Origin of the sequence: Streptomyces harbinensis (assembly GCF_900116145.1) — a bacterium.
GTDB classification, from domain to species: domain Bacteria; phylum Actinomycetota; class Actinomycetes; order Streptomycetales; family Streptomycetaceae; genus Streptomyces; species Streptomyces carpaticus.
Genome location: NZ_FPAB01000002.1, coordinates 56,122 through 74,192, shown reverse-complemented (window position 1 = coordinate 74,192; position 18,071 = coordinate 56,122). Strand labels below are relative to the sequence as shown.

The following is an 18,071-nucleotide window of genomic DNA, read 5'->3' as shown; positions in this document are numbered from 1 at the left end:
CGCAGGCCGCTGCGGTCATCCCATCAGCCCGCAGCACGCTACGGTGGGTCCTCGTACGCGTGTCAGCGCGCTCCGTCATCGCATCAGGTTGGGGCACACAAGTCCATGGCAGAAGGCTCGGTCCAGGTCACGCACACCGGAACTTCCCGCTGGCGGCGCCGGACCGCCGTCTATGGCACCGTCGCCGAAGCCCTGGCCGCCGCCGCCGACGGCGACATCCTGGTCCTGGGCCCCGGCACCTACCGCGAGAACCTGGTGATCGAACAGTCCGTCACCGTGCGCGGCCCCGACGAGAAGGACGGCTCGGCGCGCATCGCGCCGGCCGAGGGCGTACCGCTGACCGTCCGCGGCTCCGCCATCGTGCAACGGCTGCGCATCGAGGGCCAGGACATCGCCGCGCCCGCCGTCCTCATCGAGAACAGCACCCCGGAACTGAGCGAGTTGCTCATCCGCACCTCCTCCGCCTCCGGCATCGAGGTGCGCGGCGGCGCCCGCCCCACCGTGCGGCGCTGCCAGGTCAGCAACGCCACCGGCGTCGGCATCGGCGTCGGTGACGGGGCGGGCGGCCTGTTCGAGGAGTGCGAGGTCGCCGAGTCGGGGCAGGCCGGTGTCTCGGTGCGCGGGCCGGCCCATCTGCGTCTTGAGCGCTGCCGGGTGCGGCGAGGCCAGGGCTCGGGGCTGTCCGTGGTGGGCGGGGACAGCGCGGTGGACGCGGTGGACTGCGACATCCACGACATCAAGGGAGCCGGGATACGCCTGGCGGACCGCGCCACCGCCCATCTGACGGACTGCCGGGTCAGCGCCACCACGGGGGACGGCGTCACCCTGGAGTCGGACGCCGTGCTGACCCTGACCGACTCCGAGATCCACGACATCCCGGAGAACGCCCTGGATCTGCGGTCCCGTTCGGTGCTCACCCTGGTGCGCTCCACGGTGCGGCGGTTCGGCCGCAACGGGGTGTCGGTGTGGGACCCGGGCACGCACGTGGACGCCCACCACACCCGCATCCACGAGTCGACCGGCGACTACCCGGCGGTGTGGGTCAGCGACGGCGCCACCACCGTCCTGGAGTCCTGCACCGTCGATCATGTGCCGGACGCGCTGTTCGTGCTGGACTCCGGGTCGCGGGCCGATGTGGTGGACAGCGAGATCGAGCACGTGCGCGGTTCGGCGATCTCGGTGAGCGACGGGGCCACCGCGCGGGTGGAGGCCACCCGGATGCACCGGGTGGGCACCGGCGCCTGGTTCCGGGACCAGGGCAGCGGCGGCACGGTCACCGGCTGCACCATCGACCAGGCGACCACGGGCGTCATCATCAGCAAGGACGCCGATCCGGCCGTCGAGGACTGCGTCATCACCGCGCCCGCCGAGGCCGGGTTCTACGTCTCGGCGCGCGGCCGGGGGACGTTCACCCGGTGCCGGGTGACGGGCTCGCGCGGCTACGGCTTCCACATCATCGACGGCTGCCGCAGCGAACTCATCCGCTGCCGCACCGAACGCTGCTCCCGGGGCGGCTACGTGTTCTCCGAGAACGGCCCGGTGCTGACCGACTGCCACAGCGACGAGGCGATCGCCCCGGGCGACAGCACCGCCGCCGAGCCGGCCGCGCCCGCCCTCCCGGCCCGGGCCACCGCGACGGTGACGGCGCAGGCCCAGCAGCCGGCGGCGCCCGAGGCGGGCACCGCGGCGGATACGGCGCCGGTGGCCGAAAGCCGCCCCTCGGACGAGGTACTGGCCGAACTGGAGTCCCTGGTCGGCCTGGACAGCGTCAAGCTGGAGGTCAAGGCCCTCATCGACATGATCGAGGTGGGCCGGCGCCGCCAGGCGGCCGGGCTCAAGGCCGCCTCGGTCCGCCGCCATCTGGTGTTCACCGGCGCCCCCGGCACCGGCAAGACCACGGTGGCCCGGCTGTACGGCGAGATCCTGCACTCGCTCGGCGTGCTGGAGCACGGTCATCTGGTGGAGGTCTCCCGGGTGGACCTGGTGGGCGAGCACATCGGCTCGACCGCGATCCGCACCCAGGAGGCGTTCGACCGGGCGCGCGGCGGGGTGCTGTTCATCGACGAGGCCTACGCCCTCTCCCCCGAGGACGCCGGACGCGACTTCGGCCGCGAGGCGATCGACACCCTGGTGAAGCTCATGGAGGACCACCGGGACGCGGTCGTGGTGATCGTGGCCGGCTACACGGCCGAGATGGAACGCTTCCTGGCCGTCAACCCCGGGGTGGCCTCCCGGTTCTCCCGCACCATCACCTTCGGCGACTACAACGCCGAGGAACTGCTCAGCATCGTCAGCCGCCAGGCGGGCGAGCAGGAGTACGAGCTGGGCGAGGGCACCCGCGAGGCGCTGCTGAAGCACTTCACCGACCTGCCCAAGGGCCCCACCTTCGGCAACGGCCGCACCGCGCGCCAGACCTTCGAGGCGATGGTGGAACGGCACGCGGGCCGGGTGGCCCAGCTCCCCGACCCCAGCACCGAGGAACTGACCCTGCTCCACCCGGAGGACCTGCCGCCGGCCTGAGCGGGCTGCCGCGTTCCGGAGCGGCCCGGTCCTCACGGACCGGGCCGCTCCGGCTCCGGCTCCCCCGCGTCCAGGCCCTCCCGCGCCGCCGGCTGGCGCGGTACCGCCGGCTCCGGCCGCCCGCCCGCCAGGCGGTGGAAGAGCGCCGCCCTGGTCTCCGCGAAGGCCGGGTCGGCGGCGTAGTCCCCGTGTCCCAGGATCGGCTCGGGCAGCGGCCGGCGCAGATTGCGCCCGTAGTGCAGCGGATCGGGCAGTGGCCCCACATCCACCGAGGGCCGGCCCACCGGGCCGCCGATCGGATCGGTCTCCCGCCACAGATTGCTCCAGCACGGCATCTCCTCCTCCAGCGCCGCCAGCCGCCGCGCCCCGAAGTACGCCGGGAACCAGCGGCTGTACAGCCGCTCCAGCGGCGAGCCGTACGTCAGCAGCGCCACCCGGCTGCGGGTCGCCGGGTCCAGCTGCCACACGGCCGCCGCCGCCAGCACGCTGCCCTGCGAGTGCCCGGAGATGATGACCCGGCCGCCGGTCGCGTCGATCCAGGTGCCCATCCGCCAGGACAGATCCGGCACCGCGCGCTCCGCGTAGCACGGCGGCGCGAACGGATGCGCCGCGCGCGGCCAGAAGGTGCCCACGTCCCACAGGATGCCGACGGTACGCCGCGCCCCCGCGTCCTTGTACGCGCGGCGGCCGACCGCCAGCAGTGCCAGGACCAGTATTCCGGCCAGCCACGCGCCCAGGGTCTGCGAGAACTCCGCGAACGCCGCCACCGGTCCCGGGGCGTCCGCGGCGACCACCGCCGGCGGCTTCCCGGTGAGCGCGCCGGCCACCACCGCGAGCCCGAGCACCACGGAGGCCGCCGTCAGCCAGCCGATGAGCTTCGGCGCCGAGTCGGTGGCCCCGGCGCGCGCGATGGCCGAGGCGATGGCGCGACTGCGTTCGCGATCGGGCGCACAGCTCTCGTCCGGGTAGCGGCCCCGCACCCCGGGCTCCAGCGCGGCCCGGCGGCGCAGCACCGACCGGAGCGCCGCCGCCCCCAGCACCAGCAGCACCACCAGCAGCGCCGGGATGGTGCTGGACTGCCAGCTGAGCTGCACCGGCGGCCCGGCGATCACCGCGCCGGGGGCGCCGGTCGACGCGGATCCCGGCTCCAGCCAGGCGCCGAGCCACTGCACCACCGCGCCGGTGAGCATCCCGGCGAGCGCGCAGGCGATCATGGCCACCGACGCGCCGCCGAGCCCGAGCAGCGCGCCCCGGTCCATGCGCGGCGCGTTCCGGTGCAGCCAGAACGCGGTCAGCGCCAGGCCCAGCACGAGCGCCCCCTGGACGATGGCGAGCACCGGGTAGAAGCCGTCACCCGCGGGCAGCGCCCCCTCGGCCTCCCAGTGCGGCCGGCTCCACCCGGTGTGCACCAGCGTCACCGCCAGCAGCGCCAGCGCCGCCCACGGCAGCCGGCCGACCAGCACCGGGGTCTCGGACTCGTCCGGTTCCTCCTCGCTGCGGCCGTGCCCCGGCTCCATGGCCGCGACCGCGATCCAGCCGGCGGCGGTCAGCGTGGCCAGCAGCCACCAGCCCACCGTGCGGTCAAAGGTTCCCGTGGCGGTGAGCAGCACGGCGGTGACGGTGAGCAGCCCGGCCGCGGTGTGCGCGGCGCGCAGCCGGCTCACCAGGGTGCGCCCGTACCAGAAACCGGGCAGGCTCAGCAGCGGCCGGTCGGGGCCGTCCGGCAGGGCGCGCACCGGCGGCGAGGCCGACTCGTACGCGCTCCAGGTGCGGTGGGAGAGCCACCACAGCAGCGCGACCAGCGCCAGCGGCACGGTGGCCGCCAGGGCGAGCCGGCGCCCCGGCTGCGCCCACCAGCCGCCGTCCGGGCCCCAGAAACCGAGCCAGGAGGTGTGCGCGGTGCAGGCGGCCGAGGCGCCGCACTGCCAGGCGAGGAGGTCGAGCGCGGCCGAGCAGGCTCCGGCGACCAGCAGGACGGTGAGGGAGAGGGCGATGAGCCGCACCAGGAGGTCGTAGAGCCGCTGGGTGCGCCGGGTGCCGCGCACGTCGGGGCGCATCCAGTGGGCGAGGTTGACGACCATGAAGGGGAGTAACAGCAGCCACAGGGCGCGTGCGCCGTTGCCCGAGGTGAGGTTGGACCAGGAGTAGGCCTCGCGCGACGGGGTGGTGTCGCTCCAGGGCCGGTCGGCCGCGTCGTCCGTCCGCCGGTGCAGGGAGGCGGTGTTGTCGCCGGTGACGCGGGTGGTTCTGGGGTCCTCCAGCATCTTCTGGGGTGTGGTGCCACCGACTCCGTGGACCAGCAGTTCCACCGCGGGCTCCGGTGAGGTGTTCATGATAGAAGGCTTCTCCGCGTCGGCGGTGGTTCGAACATGCGAAGATGACTCCTTCAGCAGCCAAGGGGGCGAACGCCGGGGCTCCCGCGCACGCGCGGACGCCCCCGGCACCCCGGAGAGGATCCCGTGGCCGACAACCAGAATCTGCTGGCCGGGCAGCGACGCGCCCTGATCCTGGAGGAGGTTCGCCGCCGAGGCGGAATCCGGGTCAGCGAGTTGACGCGGATGCTGCAGGTCTCGGACATGACGGTGCGGCGCGACCTGGACGTGCTCGCGCGGCAGGGCACGTTGGAGAAGGTGCACGGCGGGGCGGTCCCGGTCGACCAGGCCCGTACCCACGAGCCCGGCTTCGAGGCCAAGTCGGAGCTGGAGCTGACCGCCAAGAGCGACATCGCCCGCGCGGCGGCGTCCCTGGTCGTGCCCGGCACGGCGGTGGCGCTCGCGGGCGGCACCACCACCTTCGCGGTCGCTCAGCAGCTCGTGGACATCCCCGATCTCACCGTGGTCACCAACTCGGTGCGGGTGGCCGATGTGTTCCACGCCGCACGCCGCCCGGCGGAGGGGCGCGGCGTGGAGAGCGGGGCGGCGACCGTGGTGCTGACCGGCGGGGTGCGCACCCCCTCGGAGACGCTGGTCGGCCCGGTCGCGGACGCCGCGATCGGCTCGCTCCACTTCGACGTGCTGTTCCTCGGGACGCACGGCATCTCGGTGGAGGCGGGCTGTTCCACGCCCAACCTCGCCGAGGCGGAGACCAATCGGCACTTCATCCGCTCGGCCCGCCGGGTGGTCGTGGTCGCGGACCACACCAAGTGGGGGACAACGGGGCTCAGTTCGTTCGCCTCGCTGGACGAGGTGGACACCCTGGTGATGGACGCGGGGCTCGCGGCCGACGACCGGGAGGAGATCGAGGAGCACGTCGCCGAGCTGATCATCGCCGGGCCGGAGCCGGCGGGCGCGGCCGGCTGATCCGGGCGGCGGGGGCCGGTCCCGGCCCGGGCCCGGCGCAGCGGCGTCAGCAGCTCCAGCGGCCGGTGCGCAGGAAGCCGTCGATGGCGTGCCGGTACGGGGCGATGTCAAGCCCCTGCCGCGCCAGCCATTCGTCCGAGTAGTACTTGTCGAGGTAGCGGTCGCCCGGGTCGCAGATCAGGGTGACCACCGAGCCGGTACGTCCCTCGGCCACCATCTCGGCGACGATCTTCAGGGCGCTCCACAGCCCGGTGCCGGTGGAGCCGCCCGCCTTGCGGCCGATGGCGCCTTCCAGGGCGCGTACGGCGGCCACCGTGGCGGCGTCCGGCACCTTCATCATCCGGTCGATCGCGCCGGGCACGAAGCTGGGCTCCATCCGGGGCCGGCCGATGCCCTCGATGCGCGAGGCGTTCTCGCTCACCGCGCACGGGTCGCCGGCCAGCCAGCCGTCGTAGAAGCAGGAGTTCTCCGGGTCGGCGACGCAGATGCGGGTGTCGTACTGCATGTAGTGCACATAACGGGCGAGGGTCGCCGAGGTGCCGCCGGTGCCGGCGGTGGCCACGATCCAGGCGGGCTCCGGGTAGCGCTCCAGGCGCAGTTGCTGGTAGATGGACTCGGCGATGTTGTTGTTGCCGCGCCAGTCGGTGGCCCGCTCGGCGTAGGTGAACTGGTCCATGTAGTGCCCGCCGGTCTCGGCGGCGAGCGCGGCCGAGACGTCGTACACGGTGGCCGGGTCGTCCACCAGATGACAGGTACCGCCCTGGAACTCGATCAGTTCGGTCTTGGCCCGGCTGGTGGTGCGCGGCATCACCGCGATGAACGGGACGCCGATCAGCCGCGCGAAGTACGCCTCGGAGACGGCGGTGGAGCCGCTGGACGCCTCGATCACCGGCCGGCCGGGCCGGATCCAGCCGTTGCACAGGCCGTACAGGAACAGCGAGCGGGCCAGCCGGTGTTTGAGCGAGCCGGTGGGGTGGGTGGACTCGTCCTTGAGATACAGGTCGATGCCCCATGTCTCGGGCAGCGGGAAGAGCAGCAGATGGGTGTCGGCGCTGCGGTTGGCGTCCGCCTGCACCTTGCGCACCGCCTCCTTCAGCCAGGCCCGGTACGCCGGGTCGCTGCGGTCGGTGTCCCCGGTCGCGGCGACGGACGGGCGGGTTTGCTGTTCACGGCTGCTCACGCCGCGATCATAGGACGCGTCGTTCCCGCGCGGTGTCGGTACCGCCTGACAGAATCGAGAACGTGTACGAATACGGGGGCCGGTGGGCCCTGGCGGAACAGCCGGACGGCTCGGCCCTGGTGTGCGCCCTGGACGACCGGGGCCGGATCGGCGGCCCGGTGGCGCGCGAGCCGGACGCGGCCACCGCCGTCGCCGCGCGGCCCCGGGTCGCCCGCTGGGTGTGGCGCTCCACGGCCGCGCTCCATCCCCGGCTGCTGGCCGCCGGGGTGCGGGTGGAGCGCTGCTACGACGTGGAGCTGGCCGAGGCGCTGCTCCTCGGGCACGAGGGGCGCTACGGCCTGCCCCGTTCACTGCCCGCCGCCTGGGCCCGGCTGCACGGGCTGCCCGTCCCCGAGGACCCGCGCCCGGCCTCGGCCGACACCGGCCAGCCCTCGCTGTTCGACACCGGACCGCCGCCGCTGCCGGCCGGCACCGACCCGCTCACCGCGCTGGTGGAGGTGTACGCCGGCCAGCTGGAGCGCACCGCCCGCGGCACGCACCCCGGCCGGCTGCGGCTGCTGCTCGCCGCCGAGTCGGCCGGCGCCCTGGTCGCCGCCGAATTGACCCGTGCCGGACTGCCCTGGCGCGCTGACCTCCACCGGGCGATGCTCGACGAACTGCTCGGCGAGCGCTACCCCGGCGGGCAGGAGACCCGGCGGCTGGCCGAGCTGGCCGAGGAGATCTCCCGCGCCTTCGGCCCCGGGCAGCGGGTGCGGCCCGATCTGCCGGCCGACATCATCCGCGCCTTCCGGGGCGCCGGGATCACGCTCACCTCCACCCGGGCCTGGGAGCTGCGGGAGATCGACCATCCGGCGGTGGCCCCGCTGCTGGAGTACAAGAAGCTGTACCGCATCCACACCGCGCACGGCTGGTCGTGGCTGCGCACCTGGGTCAGGGACGGCCGGTTCCGCGCCACGTACGTACCCGGCGGCGCCCCGTCGGGCCGCTGGACCTCCAACGGCGGCGGGGCGCTCCAGATCCCCCGGGTGGTGCGGCGGGCGGTGGTCGCCGACCCGGGCTGGCGGCTGGTGGTGGCCGACGCGGACCAGCTGGAGCCGCGGGTGCTGGCGGTGATCTCCGGCGACCGGGGCCTGCTGGAGGTGGCGGGCTCGGCCGCCGACCTGTACACCTCGCTGTCCCGGAGCGCGTTCTCCGGCGACCGCGAGCAGGCCAAACTGGCGCTGCTCGGCGCGATCTACGGCCAGACCTCGGGCGACGGCCTGCGGTACCTCGCCGATCTGCGCCGCCGCTTCCCGGCGGCGGTGGCCTATGTGGACGAGGCGGCCCGCACCGGCGAGCAGGGCGGTCTGGTGCGCACCTGGCTGGGCCGCACCTGCCCGCCGGAGCCACAGAGCGAGGACTGGTCCGACACCTCCCCCGCCGCCCGGGCCCGGGGCCGCTTCACCCGCAACTTCGTGGTCCAGGGCAGCGCCGCCGACTGGGCCCTGCTGCTGCTCGCGGCGCTGCGCGGCGCGCTGCGCGGGATGCGGGCCGAGCTGGTGTTCTTCCAGCACGACGAGGTGATCGTGCACTGCCCCGAGGAGGAGACCGACACGGTGCGCGCCGCCCTGGAACGGGCGTCGGTGACGGCGGCGGAGACGGTCTTCGGCCGCACCCCGGCGCGCTTCCCCTTCACGACGGCGGTGGTGGAGTGCTACGCGGACGCCAAGTGAGCCACCGTACGGACGGTCAGCCGGCGGCCGGCCCGGTGTCCGCCGCCGGCCGGCGCATGCAGACACGCGGCCAGCGGTCCAGGCCCAGTTCCCGTTCGTGGGCGCGGATCGCCCGCAGGCCGGGAGTCAGTTCCGCCTCGGTGAGCGGGCGGAAGCCCAGCCGCGCGTAGTACGGCGCGTTCCACGGCACCTCGGTGAAGGTGGTCAGGGTCTGCGCGGTGCCCGGCCGGGCCGCCGCGTCGATCAGGGCGCGCCCGATGCCGCGCCGGCCCCACGCCGGGTGGACGGACACCTGCTCGATGTGGACCCCGCCGTCCACCTCGTCGGCGAGCAGATAGCCGACGGCCGCGTCCGGCCCCGCGCCGTCCGGGAGCGCGAGCCACAGCCGTCCCGCCCGGCGGTAGCCGTCCAGGACGGCGGGCGAGGGCGGCGCGTCGTCCGCGATCGCCGCCATGCCGAGCGCGCGGAACGGCTCCCCGGCCGCGCGCTCGATCTCCCGCAGCCGCTCCAGCTCCGCCGCCGTGCCCCCGTCCGTGGCCGCCGCCGCGATCATGATGTCCGTCACGAGATGTATCCCCTCGGTGTCTGCGCCACCTGCGGCGCTCCCTCGGCGACGAACCGGGCCGCCGCCGCCAGCCGGGCCGCCGCCTCGGAGGCGGTCGGCTCCCCCACGGTGAACGGGATCCGCAGATAGCCCTCGAACGCCCCGTCCACTCCGAACCGCGGCCCGGAGGGCACCCGCACCCCGAACCGCTCCCCCGTGTCCGCGATCCGCGACCCGGACAGCCCGCCGGTGCGCACCCACAGGGTCAGCCCGCCCCGCGGCACCGCGAACTCCCACTCCGGCAGCCGGGCCCGCAGCGCCGCCACCACGTCGGTGCGGTGCGCGCGGATGGTCTCCCGGCGCTGGGCGACGGCCGCGTCCCAGCCGCCGCCGGTCATCAGCGCGGCGACCGCGAGCTGTTCCAGCACCGGGGTGCCGAGGTCGGCGTAGGCGCGCCGGGCCACCAGCGCGCGGATCACGTCGGGGGTGGCGCGGACCCAGCCGATCCGCAGGCCGGCCCAGAACGACTTGCTGGCCGAGCCGACGGTGACGACCGTCGAGCCGCCCGGGTCGAACCCGCTCACCGGGCGCGGCTCGCTCTCCCCGGGCCCCCGGTCCAGTGCCAGGTCCGCCATGGTCTCGTCCACCACCAGGACGGTACCGGCCGACCGGGCCGCCGCCACCAGTTCCCGGCGCTGCTCGTCGCTCGCCAGCGCGCCGGTGGGGTTGTGGAAGTCGGCCACCACGTACGCCATCCGGGGTGCCGCCTCGCGCAGTACCCGCCGCCAGCCGGCCAGGTCCCAGCCGCCCAGGCCGTTGTCGCGCAGCGGTACCGGGACGAGCCGTACCCCGGCCTCCCGCATGAGCTGGAGCACGTTGGCGTAGCTGGGGTGCTCCACCGCCACCCGTTCGCCGGCCGGGGTGAACATCCGGCAGATCGCGGCCACCGCGCCCATCGCGCCGGTGGTGACCATGATCTGTTCGGGCATGGTCGGCACGCCGCGCGCGGTGTACCGGTCGGCCAGGGCGCGGCGCAGTTCGGGCAGTCCGGCCGGGAAGTCGCCGTGGGTGCCGGCGGCCGGTCCCAGGGTGGCGAGCGCGCTTTCGAAGCCGCGGGAGAGCCAGGGCTGGGGTGCGGGCAGCGCGGCGCAGCCCAGGTCGATGACGCCTTCGGCCGATTCGGGCGGCAGCGGGTCGAGGGCGCGGGTGGGCAGTGGACGGCCGGGCGGCACCGCCGTCCAGCTGCCGGCGCCGCGCCGGGACTGGAGGAAGCCGTCGGTGCGCAGCGCGTCGAAGGCGGCGGCGACGGTGGTGCGGCTGACCGACAGCGCGGCGGCCAGTTCGCGTTCGGCGGGCAGCCGGGCGGCGACCGGGACCCGGCCCTCCAGCACCAGCAGCCGGACGCCGTCGGCCAGGTTCCGGTAGGCGGGGGCGCGCCGGCCGCCGGGCGCGCCCTTCTGGGAGCCGAGGAGCCGGGCCAGCTGGGCGGCACCCACGGTTGAGGTCCACTGGGGCATCGGTTGCGGGCCACCTTCCCTCGATTGGCCATGGCCGGTCGATCCAACCGCGTCCCACAATGCCATGGTCCAGTCCACCGGGAGAACCCCCGCACCACCGTCACCAGGAGTCCAGATGCACCGGGCCCGCCGGCTTGTCCAATTGTTCGTGGGACTCGTGCTCTACGGCACGGCGTGCGCCCTGCTGGTCCGTTCGGAGCTGGGCACCAGCCCGTGGGACGTGCTCCATCAGGGGGTTTCCCGGCAGACCGGGGTGAGCATGGGCACGGTGTCGATCACGGTCGGCGCGCTGGTGCTGCTGCTGTGGATCCCGCTGCGGGAGCGGCCGGGGGTGGGCACGGTGGCCAATGTGATCCTCGTCGGGCTGTCGCTGGACGCCGCGCTGCGGGTGATCCCGGAGCCGGCCGGTCTGCCCGCCCGGGTGGCGCTGCTGGCCGGCGGGATCGTGCTGCTGGGGGCGGCGACCGGGCTGTACATCACCGCGCGCCTGGGCTCGGGGCCGCGGGACGGGCTGATGACGGGGCTGCACCGGGTGACCGGGCGCTCGGTGCGGCTGGTGCGCACCTGCATCGAGGTGGCGGTGCTGGCCGCCGGTTTTCTGCTGGGGGGCACGGTGGGTGTCGGCACGGCGGTTTTCGCGCTCACCATCGGCCCGGTGGCGCAGTGGTTCCTGCGGCTTTTCGGCAGAGTGTTCCCGTCGCCGTCCGAGCGGATGTCCGACCGGATTTCGACGCGGGAGCGGCAGCCGGGTATTCTACGCGTTCGATCCCATCGGACGGACCGTGACCATGAGCCATCCTGTGCGGACGCCGGGTGACATCTCAGCCCTGATGTGACAAACCGGACGTCGGTGGGTACAAGAAGAGTCGGCACGACGGGCGACGCATGACCCACACGGGAATCTTTACCGCCGACCGGACGTTGACCTGACCGATGACGACAGCGACACCTGTCCTGTGGGCGATGAGCCCGGGAGGCACGATTCATGAGTGAGCGAGCTCTTCGCGGCACGCGGCTCGTGGTGACCAGCTACGAGACCGACCGCGGCATCGACCTGGCCCCGCGCCAGGCCGTGGAGTACGCATGCCAGAACGGACATCAATTCGAGATGCCGTTCTCGGTCGAGGCAGAGATCCCGCCGGAGTGGGAGTGCAAGGTCTGTGGTGCGCAGGCCCTGCTCGTGGACGGCGAGAGCCCCGAGGAGAAGAAGGGCAAGCCGGCCCGTACGCACTGGGACATGCTGATGGAGCGGCGTACGCGGGAGGAGCTGGAGGAAGTGCTGGCCGAACGGCTGGCGGTCCTGCGCTCCGGTGCGATGAACATCGCCGTGCACCCGCGCGACAGCCGCAAGTCCGCCTGACGGCAGCCGGACCACCGGGAGCGGCGCACGCGTCGCGGAAGGGCCCGGGTCACCTCATCGGTGACCCGGGCCCTCGCGCTGTCGTGTCCGGGGAATGGGCCGGACGGGGGATCACGGCCGCCCGTCCTCCCCGCGCCGGTCCCGCCGACCGTCCTCGTCCACGACCGGACCGTCCTCGTCCAGGACCTCGCCCGGCACGACCTTGCCGTCCGGGCGCCGCATCCGCATCTGCTGCTGCGCCGCGCGCACATCGGTGAACACCGCGCCCACCGGACCGGTGCTGCGCCGCAGCCAGTGCCCGCCCAGCCGGGTCAGCAGCGCGGCGGTCGGCGGGAAGACCAGCAGCAGCCCGAGCACGTCCGACAGCAGCCCCGGCACCATGATCAGCAGGCCGCCGAGCATGGTCAGCGCGTTGCTGCGCCGCCGCCCCGCCGGCTCCGGGCGCTCCTTCGCCGCCCCCGGCTCCTGCGCGGCCCGGACGCTCGCGGTCAGCTGCTGCCAGGCGCGCCGCCCGGCGCCCTTGATCACCAGGGCACCCACCAGCAGCCCGCCGGCCAGGATCAGGAAGACGGTGAGCCCGCCCCACGCCTGACCGACCAGCGTCAGCAGCCAGATCTCCAGCACCGCCCAGACCGCCACCCCCAGGGGCAGCAGAGGCCGGGACCGGCGCCGGGTCGCCACGGAGTGCGCGCCGGAGGGGCGCCCGCGGGCACCTTCGTACGGGTTCGGGAAGCCGCTCGTCATGGTTCCAGTGTGCCGGTCCGGGTCAGTTTCCTGAACCGGGACGCCACGCCCCACGCCGTCACCCGCCACAGCGCCTCCACCACGATGTCGCGGCTCATCTTGCTGTCGCCGTACGAACGCTCCACGAAGGTGATCGGCACCTCCGCCACCCGGTGCCCGGCCCGCACCGCGCGGTGCGCCAGATCCACCTGGAAGCAGTAGCCCTGCGAGGCCACGTCCGCCAGCAGCCCGGCGTCCAGCACCGGCGCGCGGAAGGCCCGGAACCCGCCGGTGACGTCCCGGATCGGCAGCCCCAGCAGCAGCCGGGAGTAGGTGCTGCCGCCCCGGGAGAGCAGTTCCCGGTACTTGGGCCAGTGCACGATCCGGCCGCCGGGCACCCAGCGCGAACCGATCACCACGTCCGCGCCGGCCCGCACCGCGCGCAGCAGCCGGGGCAACTCCTCCGGCTGGTGCGAGCCGTCGCCGTCCATCTCCACCAGCACGCCGTACCCGCGCGCCAGGCCCCACTCGAACCCCGCCAGATAGGCGGCGCCCAGCCCCTCCTTGCCCCGGCGGTGCAGCACCTTGATCCGCTCGTCCGCGGCGGCGGCCTCGTCCGCGATCTTGCCGGTGCCGTCCGGGCTGTTGTCGTCGGCGACCAGGATGTCGCACCCGGGGACGGCCCGGCGCAGCCGCTCCAGCAGCGGCGGCAGGTTCTCCGCCTCGTTGTAGGTCGGGATGATCACCAGCACCCGGTCCAGCGCCGGGCCCTCGGTCACCTCGCCGCTCCGGCGTCCGCCGCCCCGTCCCCCTGCTCGCCCCTCCCCCGACCGGTACGCCCTCTCGCCCGGACCGGCACCGCCAGCCAGGCCAGCAGCCCCAGGCCCGCCAGCGCCCACTCCGGCGCCGCGCCCACCCGGTCCGCGACCGTCCTGGCGTCCCGCAGCGGCAGCTCGCCGACCAGCACGTCCTGGGTGAACTCCTCGGTCACCTGCTCCACGGTGCCGTCCGGCGCCACGATGGCGCTCAGCCCGCTGGGCGCGGCGGTCACGACCGCCCGGCCGTGCTCGACGGCGCGCAGCGAGGACATCGCCAGCTGCTGCTCGGGCTGTCCCGTCCTGCCGTAGGTGGCGTTGTTGGTCTGGATGACCAGCGCCCGCGCCCCGGCGTTGACGGTGTCCCGCACGATCCCGTCGTAGGCCACCTCGAAGCAGATCACATCGCCGAGCCGGGCCGGTCCGACATCCAGCACGCCGGTGCGGTCCCCGGGGTAGAAGTCGCGGGGCACCCGCTCCAGGCGCGAGATGAAGGTGCTCAGCTGCTCGCGGAAGGGCACGTACTCGCCGAACGGCACCGGGTGCTGCTTGGTGTACGAGGCGCCCGGCCCGGTGACCGGGTCCCAGACGATGCCCTGGTTCTCGACGTACCCCTCCTTCGTGGGGTGGTCGACCAGCGCGCCCACCAGGATCGGCACCCCGACCGCCGCCACCGCGCGGTCGATGGCCTGCCGCGCCTCGGGGTACTTGTACGGGTCGAGGTCGGAGGCGTTCTCCGGCCAGATCACCAGGTCCGGCTGCTCGACCCGGCCGGCCGCGACATCGGCGGCCAGTTGCTCGGTGGCCTCGACATGGTTGTTGAGGATGAGCATCGGACGGCCGAGGAAGTCCATGCCGGGCTGCTGCACATTGCCCTGGACGACGGCGATCCGCACGGTGTCGGCGGCGTCGGTGCCCACCGGCACGGCGTACCCGGACAGGCCGACGGCGGCGGCCAGCGAGGCCGCGCCGACCGCCGGCAGGGCGCGGCGCGGGGCGGGCCGCTCGCCGCGGCCCCCGGCCGCCGCCCGGTGCTCGGCCACCAGCCGCCATCCGGCCCACCCGGCCCAGGCGAGCAGCGCCCCGCACAGGGCCACCGCGAAGGTCACCAGCGGCGCGCCGCCGAGCGCGGCCAGCGGGGTGAAGGGGGTCTGGGTGTTGGCGAACGCCAGCCGCCCCCAGGGGAAGCCGCCGAGCGGCTGCCGGTCCCTGACCAGTTCCTCGGCGACCCACAGGCAGGCCGCCCACAGCGGCCACAGCGGCAGCCGGGAGGTGAGGGCCAGGCCGGAGCCCAGCACCATCAGGAACAGCGCCTGGAGCAGCGAGAGGCCGACGACCACGTCCCAGCCGATGGTGTTCAGCCACTTGAGCAGCACCAGGAAGAACGGGAACCCGAACGCGAAGCCCAGCCAGGCGCCCTGCCGGCCGGTGCGGCCCCGGGTGAGGAACGAGAGCGCGGCCACCGCCAGGACCGACAGCGGCCACAGGTCGTAGGGCGGGAAGGCCAGCGCGAGCGCCACCCCGGCGAGGGCGGCCACCAGGCTGGCCGGCCACAGCCGGCGCGCGGCGGCGCCCAGCCGGCGCAGCCGTCCGGGGCGGCGCGCGGGCGGCGGCTCCTGCGCCCCGGCGGTGGTGCCACCGGGGCGCGGGGGCGTCCCTGACGACGGCTGGGCGATGACGCGCGGGGTGGCCGCGTCGCCGTCCTGACTGCTCACGGCGGCGGTTTCGGGGCCCGATGGCACGGTCGTGGCCTTCCTGCAGATCGAGCGGTGCTGAGGTGACGGTACCTCGGATAGCGCGCGCGGCAGGGTGCGCGGCGGGGTTCACCACGCTGCGGGATCGGGGCCCGGTGCCCTTCGGGCCGACCTGGGACCCGCTGGCTGCGGATCGACCGAGAGCCGTTGTCTACTGAGCATCCGGGCCCCACCCGGGTCGCACCAGCCGGCCGGACGAAACCTTCCGCCCCCGTGCCGCGGGCGCTGGACCTGGCTCCCAGTGACGGGGCGCCCTATGGCGGCGCCCCACCCTCTGGCCCAGCGGCGTTCGACGACTGCGCGGAAAGAGCGCCGGCCGGACGTCCTGTGGTGGACCCGGCCGAACCTACCGTCCGCCGACCGCCGCCTGTCAACACTCGTGTGACCTGGGGTTTCTCAGGAAAACTCCAGGTCAGTGCCAGCCTGGCCGCCGCGGGCGACCGGTACAGCGCACGTCGTTCGGCGGTATGCGGCGGGCCGCGGGCTCACTCGTTCAGCCGGTCGTACACGATCTGCCCGCCCACCACGGTACGCAGGCACTCGGGCACCGGTGTTCCCGGGGTGAGGTCCGGCAGCCCGGGCGTGGCGGCCCGCGGGTCGGTGGACCAGCGGGCGATCCGGTCGTCCGGGGTCTGGACGATCAGCTCCCCGGTCCGCCACACCGCGTAGTCGGCGGGCGCGCCGGGCACCAGGGCCCCCGCGTCGTCCCGGCCGATGGCCCGCCAGCCGCCCCGGGTGTGCGCGGCGAACGCGGCCCGTACCGAAACGCGGTGCTCCGGCGTGCGGTGGAAGGCGGCGGCGCGCAGGGTGCCCCACGGGTCGAGCGGGGTGACCGGCGCGTCGGAGCCGAGCGCCAGCGGCACCCCGGCGCGCAGCAGGGCGGCGTACGGGTTGAGGGTGCGGGCCCGCTCGGTGCCGAGCCGCTGGGCGTACATGCCCTCCTCGCCGCCCCAGGCCGCGTCGAAGGCGGGCTGGACGGAGGCGGTGAGCGCGAGTTCGGCGAAGGCGGCGATGTGCTCGCCGGTGAGCAGCATGGCGTGTTCCACCCGGTGCCGCAGCGCCCGCACCCGGGTGAGGCCGACCTGCTCCGCGGCGGCCCGTACGCCCTCGGTGACGGAGGTGAGGGCGGCGTCGCCGATGGCGTGGAAGCCCGCCTGGAGTCCTGCCTCGGTGCACGCGGCGACGTGGGCGGCGATGGTGCGCGCGTCCAGGTGGGCGGTGCCGGTGTGGTCCGCGTCGTGGTACGGGGCGTGGAGATGGGCGGTGTGGGAGCCGAGGGAGCCGTCGGCGAAGAGGTCGCCGCCGGCGCCGGCCGCGCCCAGGTCGCGCACCCGGGCGGCGTCCTTGGCGCCGGTGACGAGTTCGCCCCAGTAGCCGACGACCCGCGGCCCCGGCTCGGCGGCGGCGAGGGCGAGCAGCGCGGTGAAGTCGTCCTCGCTGGAGATGTCCGGGCCCGCGCACTCGTGGAGGGTGCCGATGCCCAGGGCGGCGGCGCGGCGCAGGGTGGCGCGCTGGGCGTCGGCGCGCTGCGCGTCGGTGAGGGCGTCGTCGGCGGCGTGCCGCACCGCGTGGTGGGCGTCGCCGGTGAGCGGTCCGTCCGCGCGGTAGCCGGTGAGCGCGGTGACGCCGGGCACCAGGTCGAGCAGCGCGGTCGTGGCGAGCGCAGAGTGGGCGTCGACGCGGCTGAGGTAGAGCGGACGGTGCCCGGCCGCCTCGTCGAGTTCGGCGCGGGTGGGCGGCCGGCCGCCGGGCCAGCCGGAGGCGTCCCAGCCGTGGCCGAGCAGCGCGGCGCCGGCGGGGCGGCCGGCGGCGTAGGCGCGGATCCGCTCCAGGGCCTCGGCCGGGGTGGCGGAGCCGGTCAGGTCGAGGCCGGTGAGCGCGAGCCCGGTGGCGGTGGTGTGCACATGGGCGTCGGTGAAGGCGGGGGTGACGAGGGCGCCGTCGAGGTCGACGACCTCGTCGGCGGTGGCGGCGAGCGAGTCGGCGGCGCCCTCGGAGCCGACCCAGGCGACGCGGTCGCCCTCGACGGCCATCGCGGTGGCGAACGGATCGGCGGGGCTGTGCACCTCGCCGCGGCGCAGCAGGACGGTCCTGGCCCGTCCCGGGGTGGAGCTGTCGGTCATGGGCTCCAGTCTCCCCGGTGCCCGCGCCGGGTTCAGATCCGGGGCGGGCGGGCCTCGTACGGGGTGGAGAGCACGACGGTGGTGCGGGTGGAGACTCCGGCCAGCGAGCGGACCCGGGCGAGCAGGTGTTCCAGCTCGATGGGGGTGGCCACCCGGACCTTCAGGATGTAGTTCTCGTCGCCGGCGACGCTGTGGCACGCCTCGATCTCGGGGACGTCGGCGAGCCGTTCGGCGATGTCGTCGGGGGCGCTGGGGTCGAACGGTTTGACGGAGATGAACGCCGTCAGCGGCAGGTCGATGGCCTGCGGGTCGACGATGGCGCTGTAGCCGCGGATGACGCCGCGCTGCTCCAGGCGGCGGACCCGCTGGTGCACGGCCGAGGTGGAAAGCCCGGTGGCCTTTCCGAGGTCCGTATAGCTCATCCGCCCGTCCTTGACGAGCAACTCCACGATCCGGCGATCCAGTTCCTCCACGGTGCGTAACCTACCGGACGCGGGCGGGCCCGGGGGCCGCCGCGGAGCGGG

General features: G+C 74.7%; 14 protein-coding genes. 5 read left to right on the top strand and 9 right to left on the bottom strand.

Annotated features, from left to right (window positions below; translation table 11 throughout):
- Positions 1-105: 105 nt before the first annotated feature.
- A complete protein-coding gene (locus tag BM385_RS04590; protein ID WP_019434585.1) occupies positions 106-2,520 on the top strand; it encodes a right-handed parallel beta-helix repeat-containing protein in 2,415 nt (804 codons plus the stop codon).
- 32 nt (positions 2,521-2,552) lie between these two features.
- On the opposite strand, the gene BM385_RS04585 is transcribed toward BM385_RS04590, so the two are convergent.
- Positions 2,553-4,853, bottom strand: a complete 2,301-nt coding sequence (locus BM385_RS04585; protein WP_093842264.1) for a hypothetical protein — start codon at positions 4,851-4,853, stop codon at positions 2,553-2,555.
- Positions 4,854-4,979: 126 nt separating this feature from the next.
- Here BM385_RS04585 and BM385_RS04580 point away from each other — a divergent pair, with 126 nt between their 5' ends.
- Positions 4,980-5,819, top strand: coding sequence for a DeoR/GlpR family DNA-binding transcription regulator (locus BM385_RS04580; protein ID WP_093842263.1), 840 nt, complete (start codon positions 4,980-4,982; stop codon positions 5,817-5,819).
- 46 nt (positions 5,820-5,865) lie between these two features.
- Here the strand turns inward: BM385_RS04580 and BM385_RS04575 are convergent, their stop codons facing one another.
- Positions 5,866-6,999, bottom strand: coding sequence for a PLP-dependent cysteine synthase family protein (locus tag BM385_RS04575; RefSeq protein WP_093842262.1), 1,134 nt, complete (start codon positions 6,997-6,999; stop codon positions 5,866-5,868).
- Between the two features lie 62 nt (positions 7,000-7,061).
- Between BM385_RS04575 and BM385_RS04570 the strand changes: the two genes are divergently transcribed.
- Positions 7,062-8,711 (top strand): bifunctional 3'-5' exonuclease/DNA polymerase, encoded by a 1,650-nt coding sequence (locus BM385_RS04570; RefSeq protein ID WP_093842261.1) that lies wholly within the window; start codon positions 7,062-7,064, stop codon positions 8,709-8,711.
- A gap of 16 nt (positions 8,712-8,727) precedes the next feature.
- Here the strand turns inward: BM385_RS04570 and BM385_RS04565 are convergent, their stop codons facing one another.
- Both BM385_RS04565 and yczR read right to left on the bottom strand, forming a co-directional pair.
- Positions 8,728-9,264 carry a GNAT family N-acetyltransferase gene (locus BM385_RS04565; RefSeq protein WP_093842568.1) on the bottom strand — a complete coding sequence of 179 codons (537 nt, stop codon included), beginning with the start codon at positions 9,262-9,264 and terminating at the stop codon, positions 8,728-8,730.
- 8 nt (positions 9,265-9,272) lie between these two features.
- Entirely contained in the window at positions 9,273-10,772 is a 1,500-nt protein-coding gene (gene yczR, locus BM385_RS04560; RefSeq protein WP_078576192.1) for a MocR-like transcription factor YczR, read from the bottom strand.
- Between the two features lie 115 nt (positions 10,773-10,887).
- On the opposite strand from yczR, the gene yczE reads away from it, so the two are divergent.
- On the top strand, positions 10,888-11,589 hold the full coding sequence (gene yczE, locus BM385_RS04555; protein ID WP_037756201.1) for a membrane protein YczE: 702 nt from the start codon (positions 10,888-10,890) through the stop codon (positions 11,587-11,589).
- Positions 11,590-11,757: 168 nt separating this feature from the next.
- A complete protein-coding gene (locus BM385_RS04550; protein ID WP_026047558.1) occupies positions 11,758-12,132 on the top strand; it encodes an RNA polymerase-binding protein RbpA in 375 nt (124 codons plus the stop codon).
- Between the two features lie 111 nt (positions 12,133-12,243).
- Here the strand turns inward: BM385_RS04550 and fxsA are convergent, their stop codons facing one another.
- From fxsA to BM385_RS04530, 5 genes are all read right to left on the bottom strand, one after another.
- Positions 12,244-12,876: an FxsA family membrane protein gene (gene fxsA, locus BM385_RS04545; protein WP_019434594.1), complete on the bottom strand. Its 633-nt coding sequence runs from the start codon at positions 12,874-12,876 to the stop codon at positions 12,244-12,246.
- Complete coding sequence (locus BM385_RS27630) at positions 12,873-13,634, bottom strand: polyprenol monophosphomannose synthase (protein WP_019434595.1); 762 nt, start codon at positions 13,632-13,634, stop codon at positions 12,873-12,875. The genes fxsA and BM385_RS27630 overlap by 4 nt, the downstream gene beginning before the upstream one ends.
- Entirely contained in the window at positions 13,631-15,385 is a 1,755-nt protein-coding gene (gene lnt / locus BM385_RS27625) for an apolipoprotein N-acyltransferase (RefSeq protein ID WP_380980083.1), read from the bottom strand. Before lnt ends, BM385_RS27630 begins: the two co-directional genes overlap by 4 nt.
- Positions 15,386-15,909: 524 nt before the next feature.
- Entirely contained in the window at positions 15,910-17,547 is a 1,638-nt protein-coding gene (locus tag BM385_RS04535) for an amidohydrolase (protein WP_093842260.1), read from the bottom strand.
- Positions 17,548-17,579: 32 nt separating this feature from the next.
- Positions 17,580-18,020: an Lrp/AsnC family transcriptional regulator gene (locus BM385_RS04530; protein ID WP_019434598.1), complete on the bottom strand. Its 441-nt coding sequence runs from the start codon at positions 18,018-18,020 to the stop codon at positions 17,580-17,582.
- Between the last annotated feature and the right edge of the window lie 51 nt (positions 18,021-18,071).

What these genes read in the sequence shown, in the direction of transcription:
- BM385_RS04590 (WP_019434585.1), top strand. Translation starts at nt 106, where the DNA reads ATGGCAGAAGGCTCGGTCCAGGTCACGCACACCGGAACTTCCCGCTGG.
- BM385_RS04585 (WP_093842264.1), bottom strand. Translation starts at nt 4,853, where the DNA reads ATGAACACCTCACCGGAGCCCGCGGTGGAACTGCTGGTCCACGGAGTC.
- BM385_RS04565 (WP_093842568.1), bottom strand. Translation starts at nt 9,264, where the DNA reads ATGATCGCGGCGGCGGCCACGGACGGGGGCACGGCGGCGGAGCTGGAG.
- yczR (WP_078576192.1), bottom strand. Translation starts at nt 10,772, where the DNA reads ATGCCCCAGTGGACCTCAACCGTGGGTGCCGCCCAGCTGGCCCGGCTC.
- yczE (WP_037756201.1), top strand. Translation starts at nt 10,888, where the DNA reads ATGCACCGGGCCCGCCGGCTTGTCCAATTGTTCGTGGGACTCGTGCTC.
- BM385_RS04550 (WP_026047558.1), top strand. Translation starts at nt 11,758, where the DNA reads ATGAGTGAGCGAGCTCTTCGCGGCACGCGGCTCGTGGTGACCAGCTAC.
- fxsA (WP_019434594.1), bottom strand. Translation starts at nt 12,876, where the DNA reads ATGACGAGCGGCTTCCCGAACCCGTACGAAGGTGCCCGCGGGCGCCCC.
- BM385_RS04535 (WP_093842260.1), bottom strand. Translation starts at nt 17,547, where the DNA reads ATGACCGACAGCTCCACCCCGGGACGGGCCAGGACCGTCCTGCTGCGC.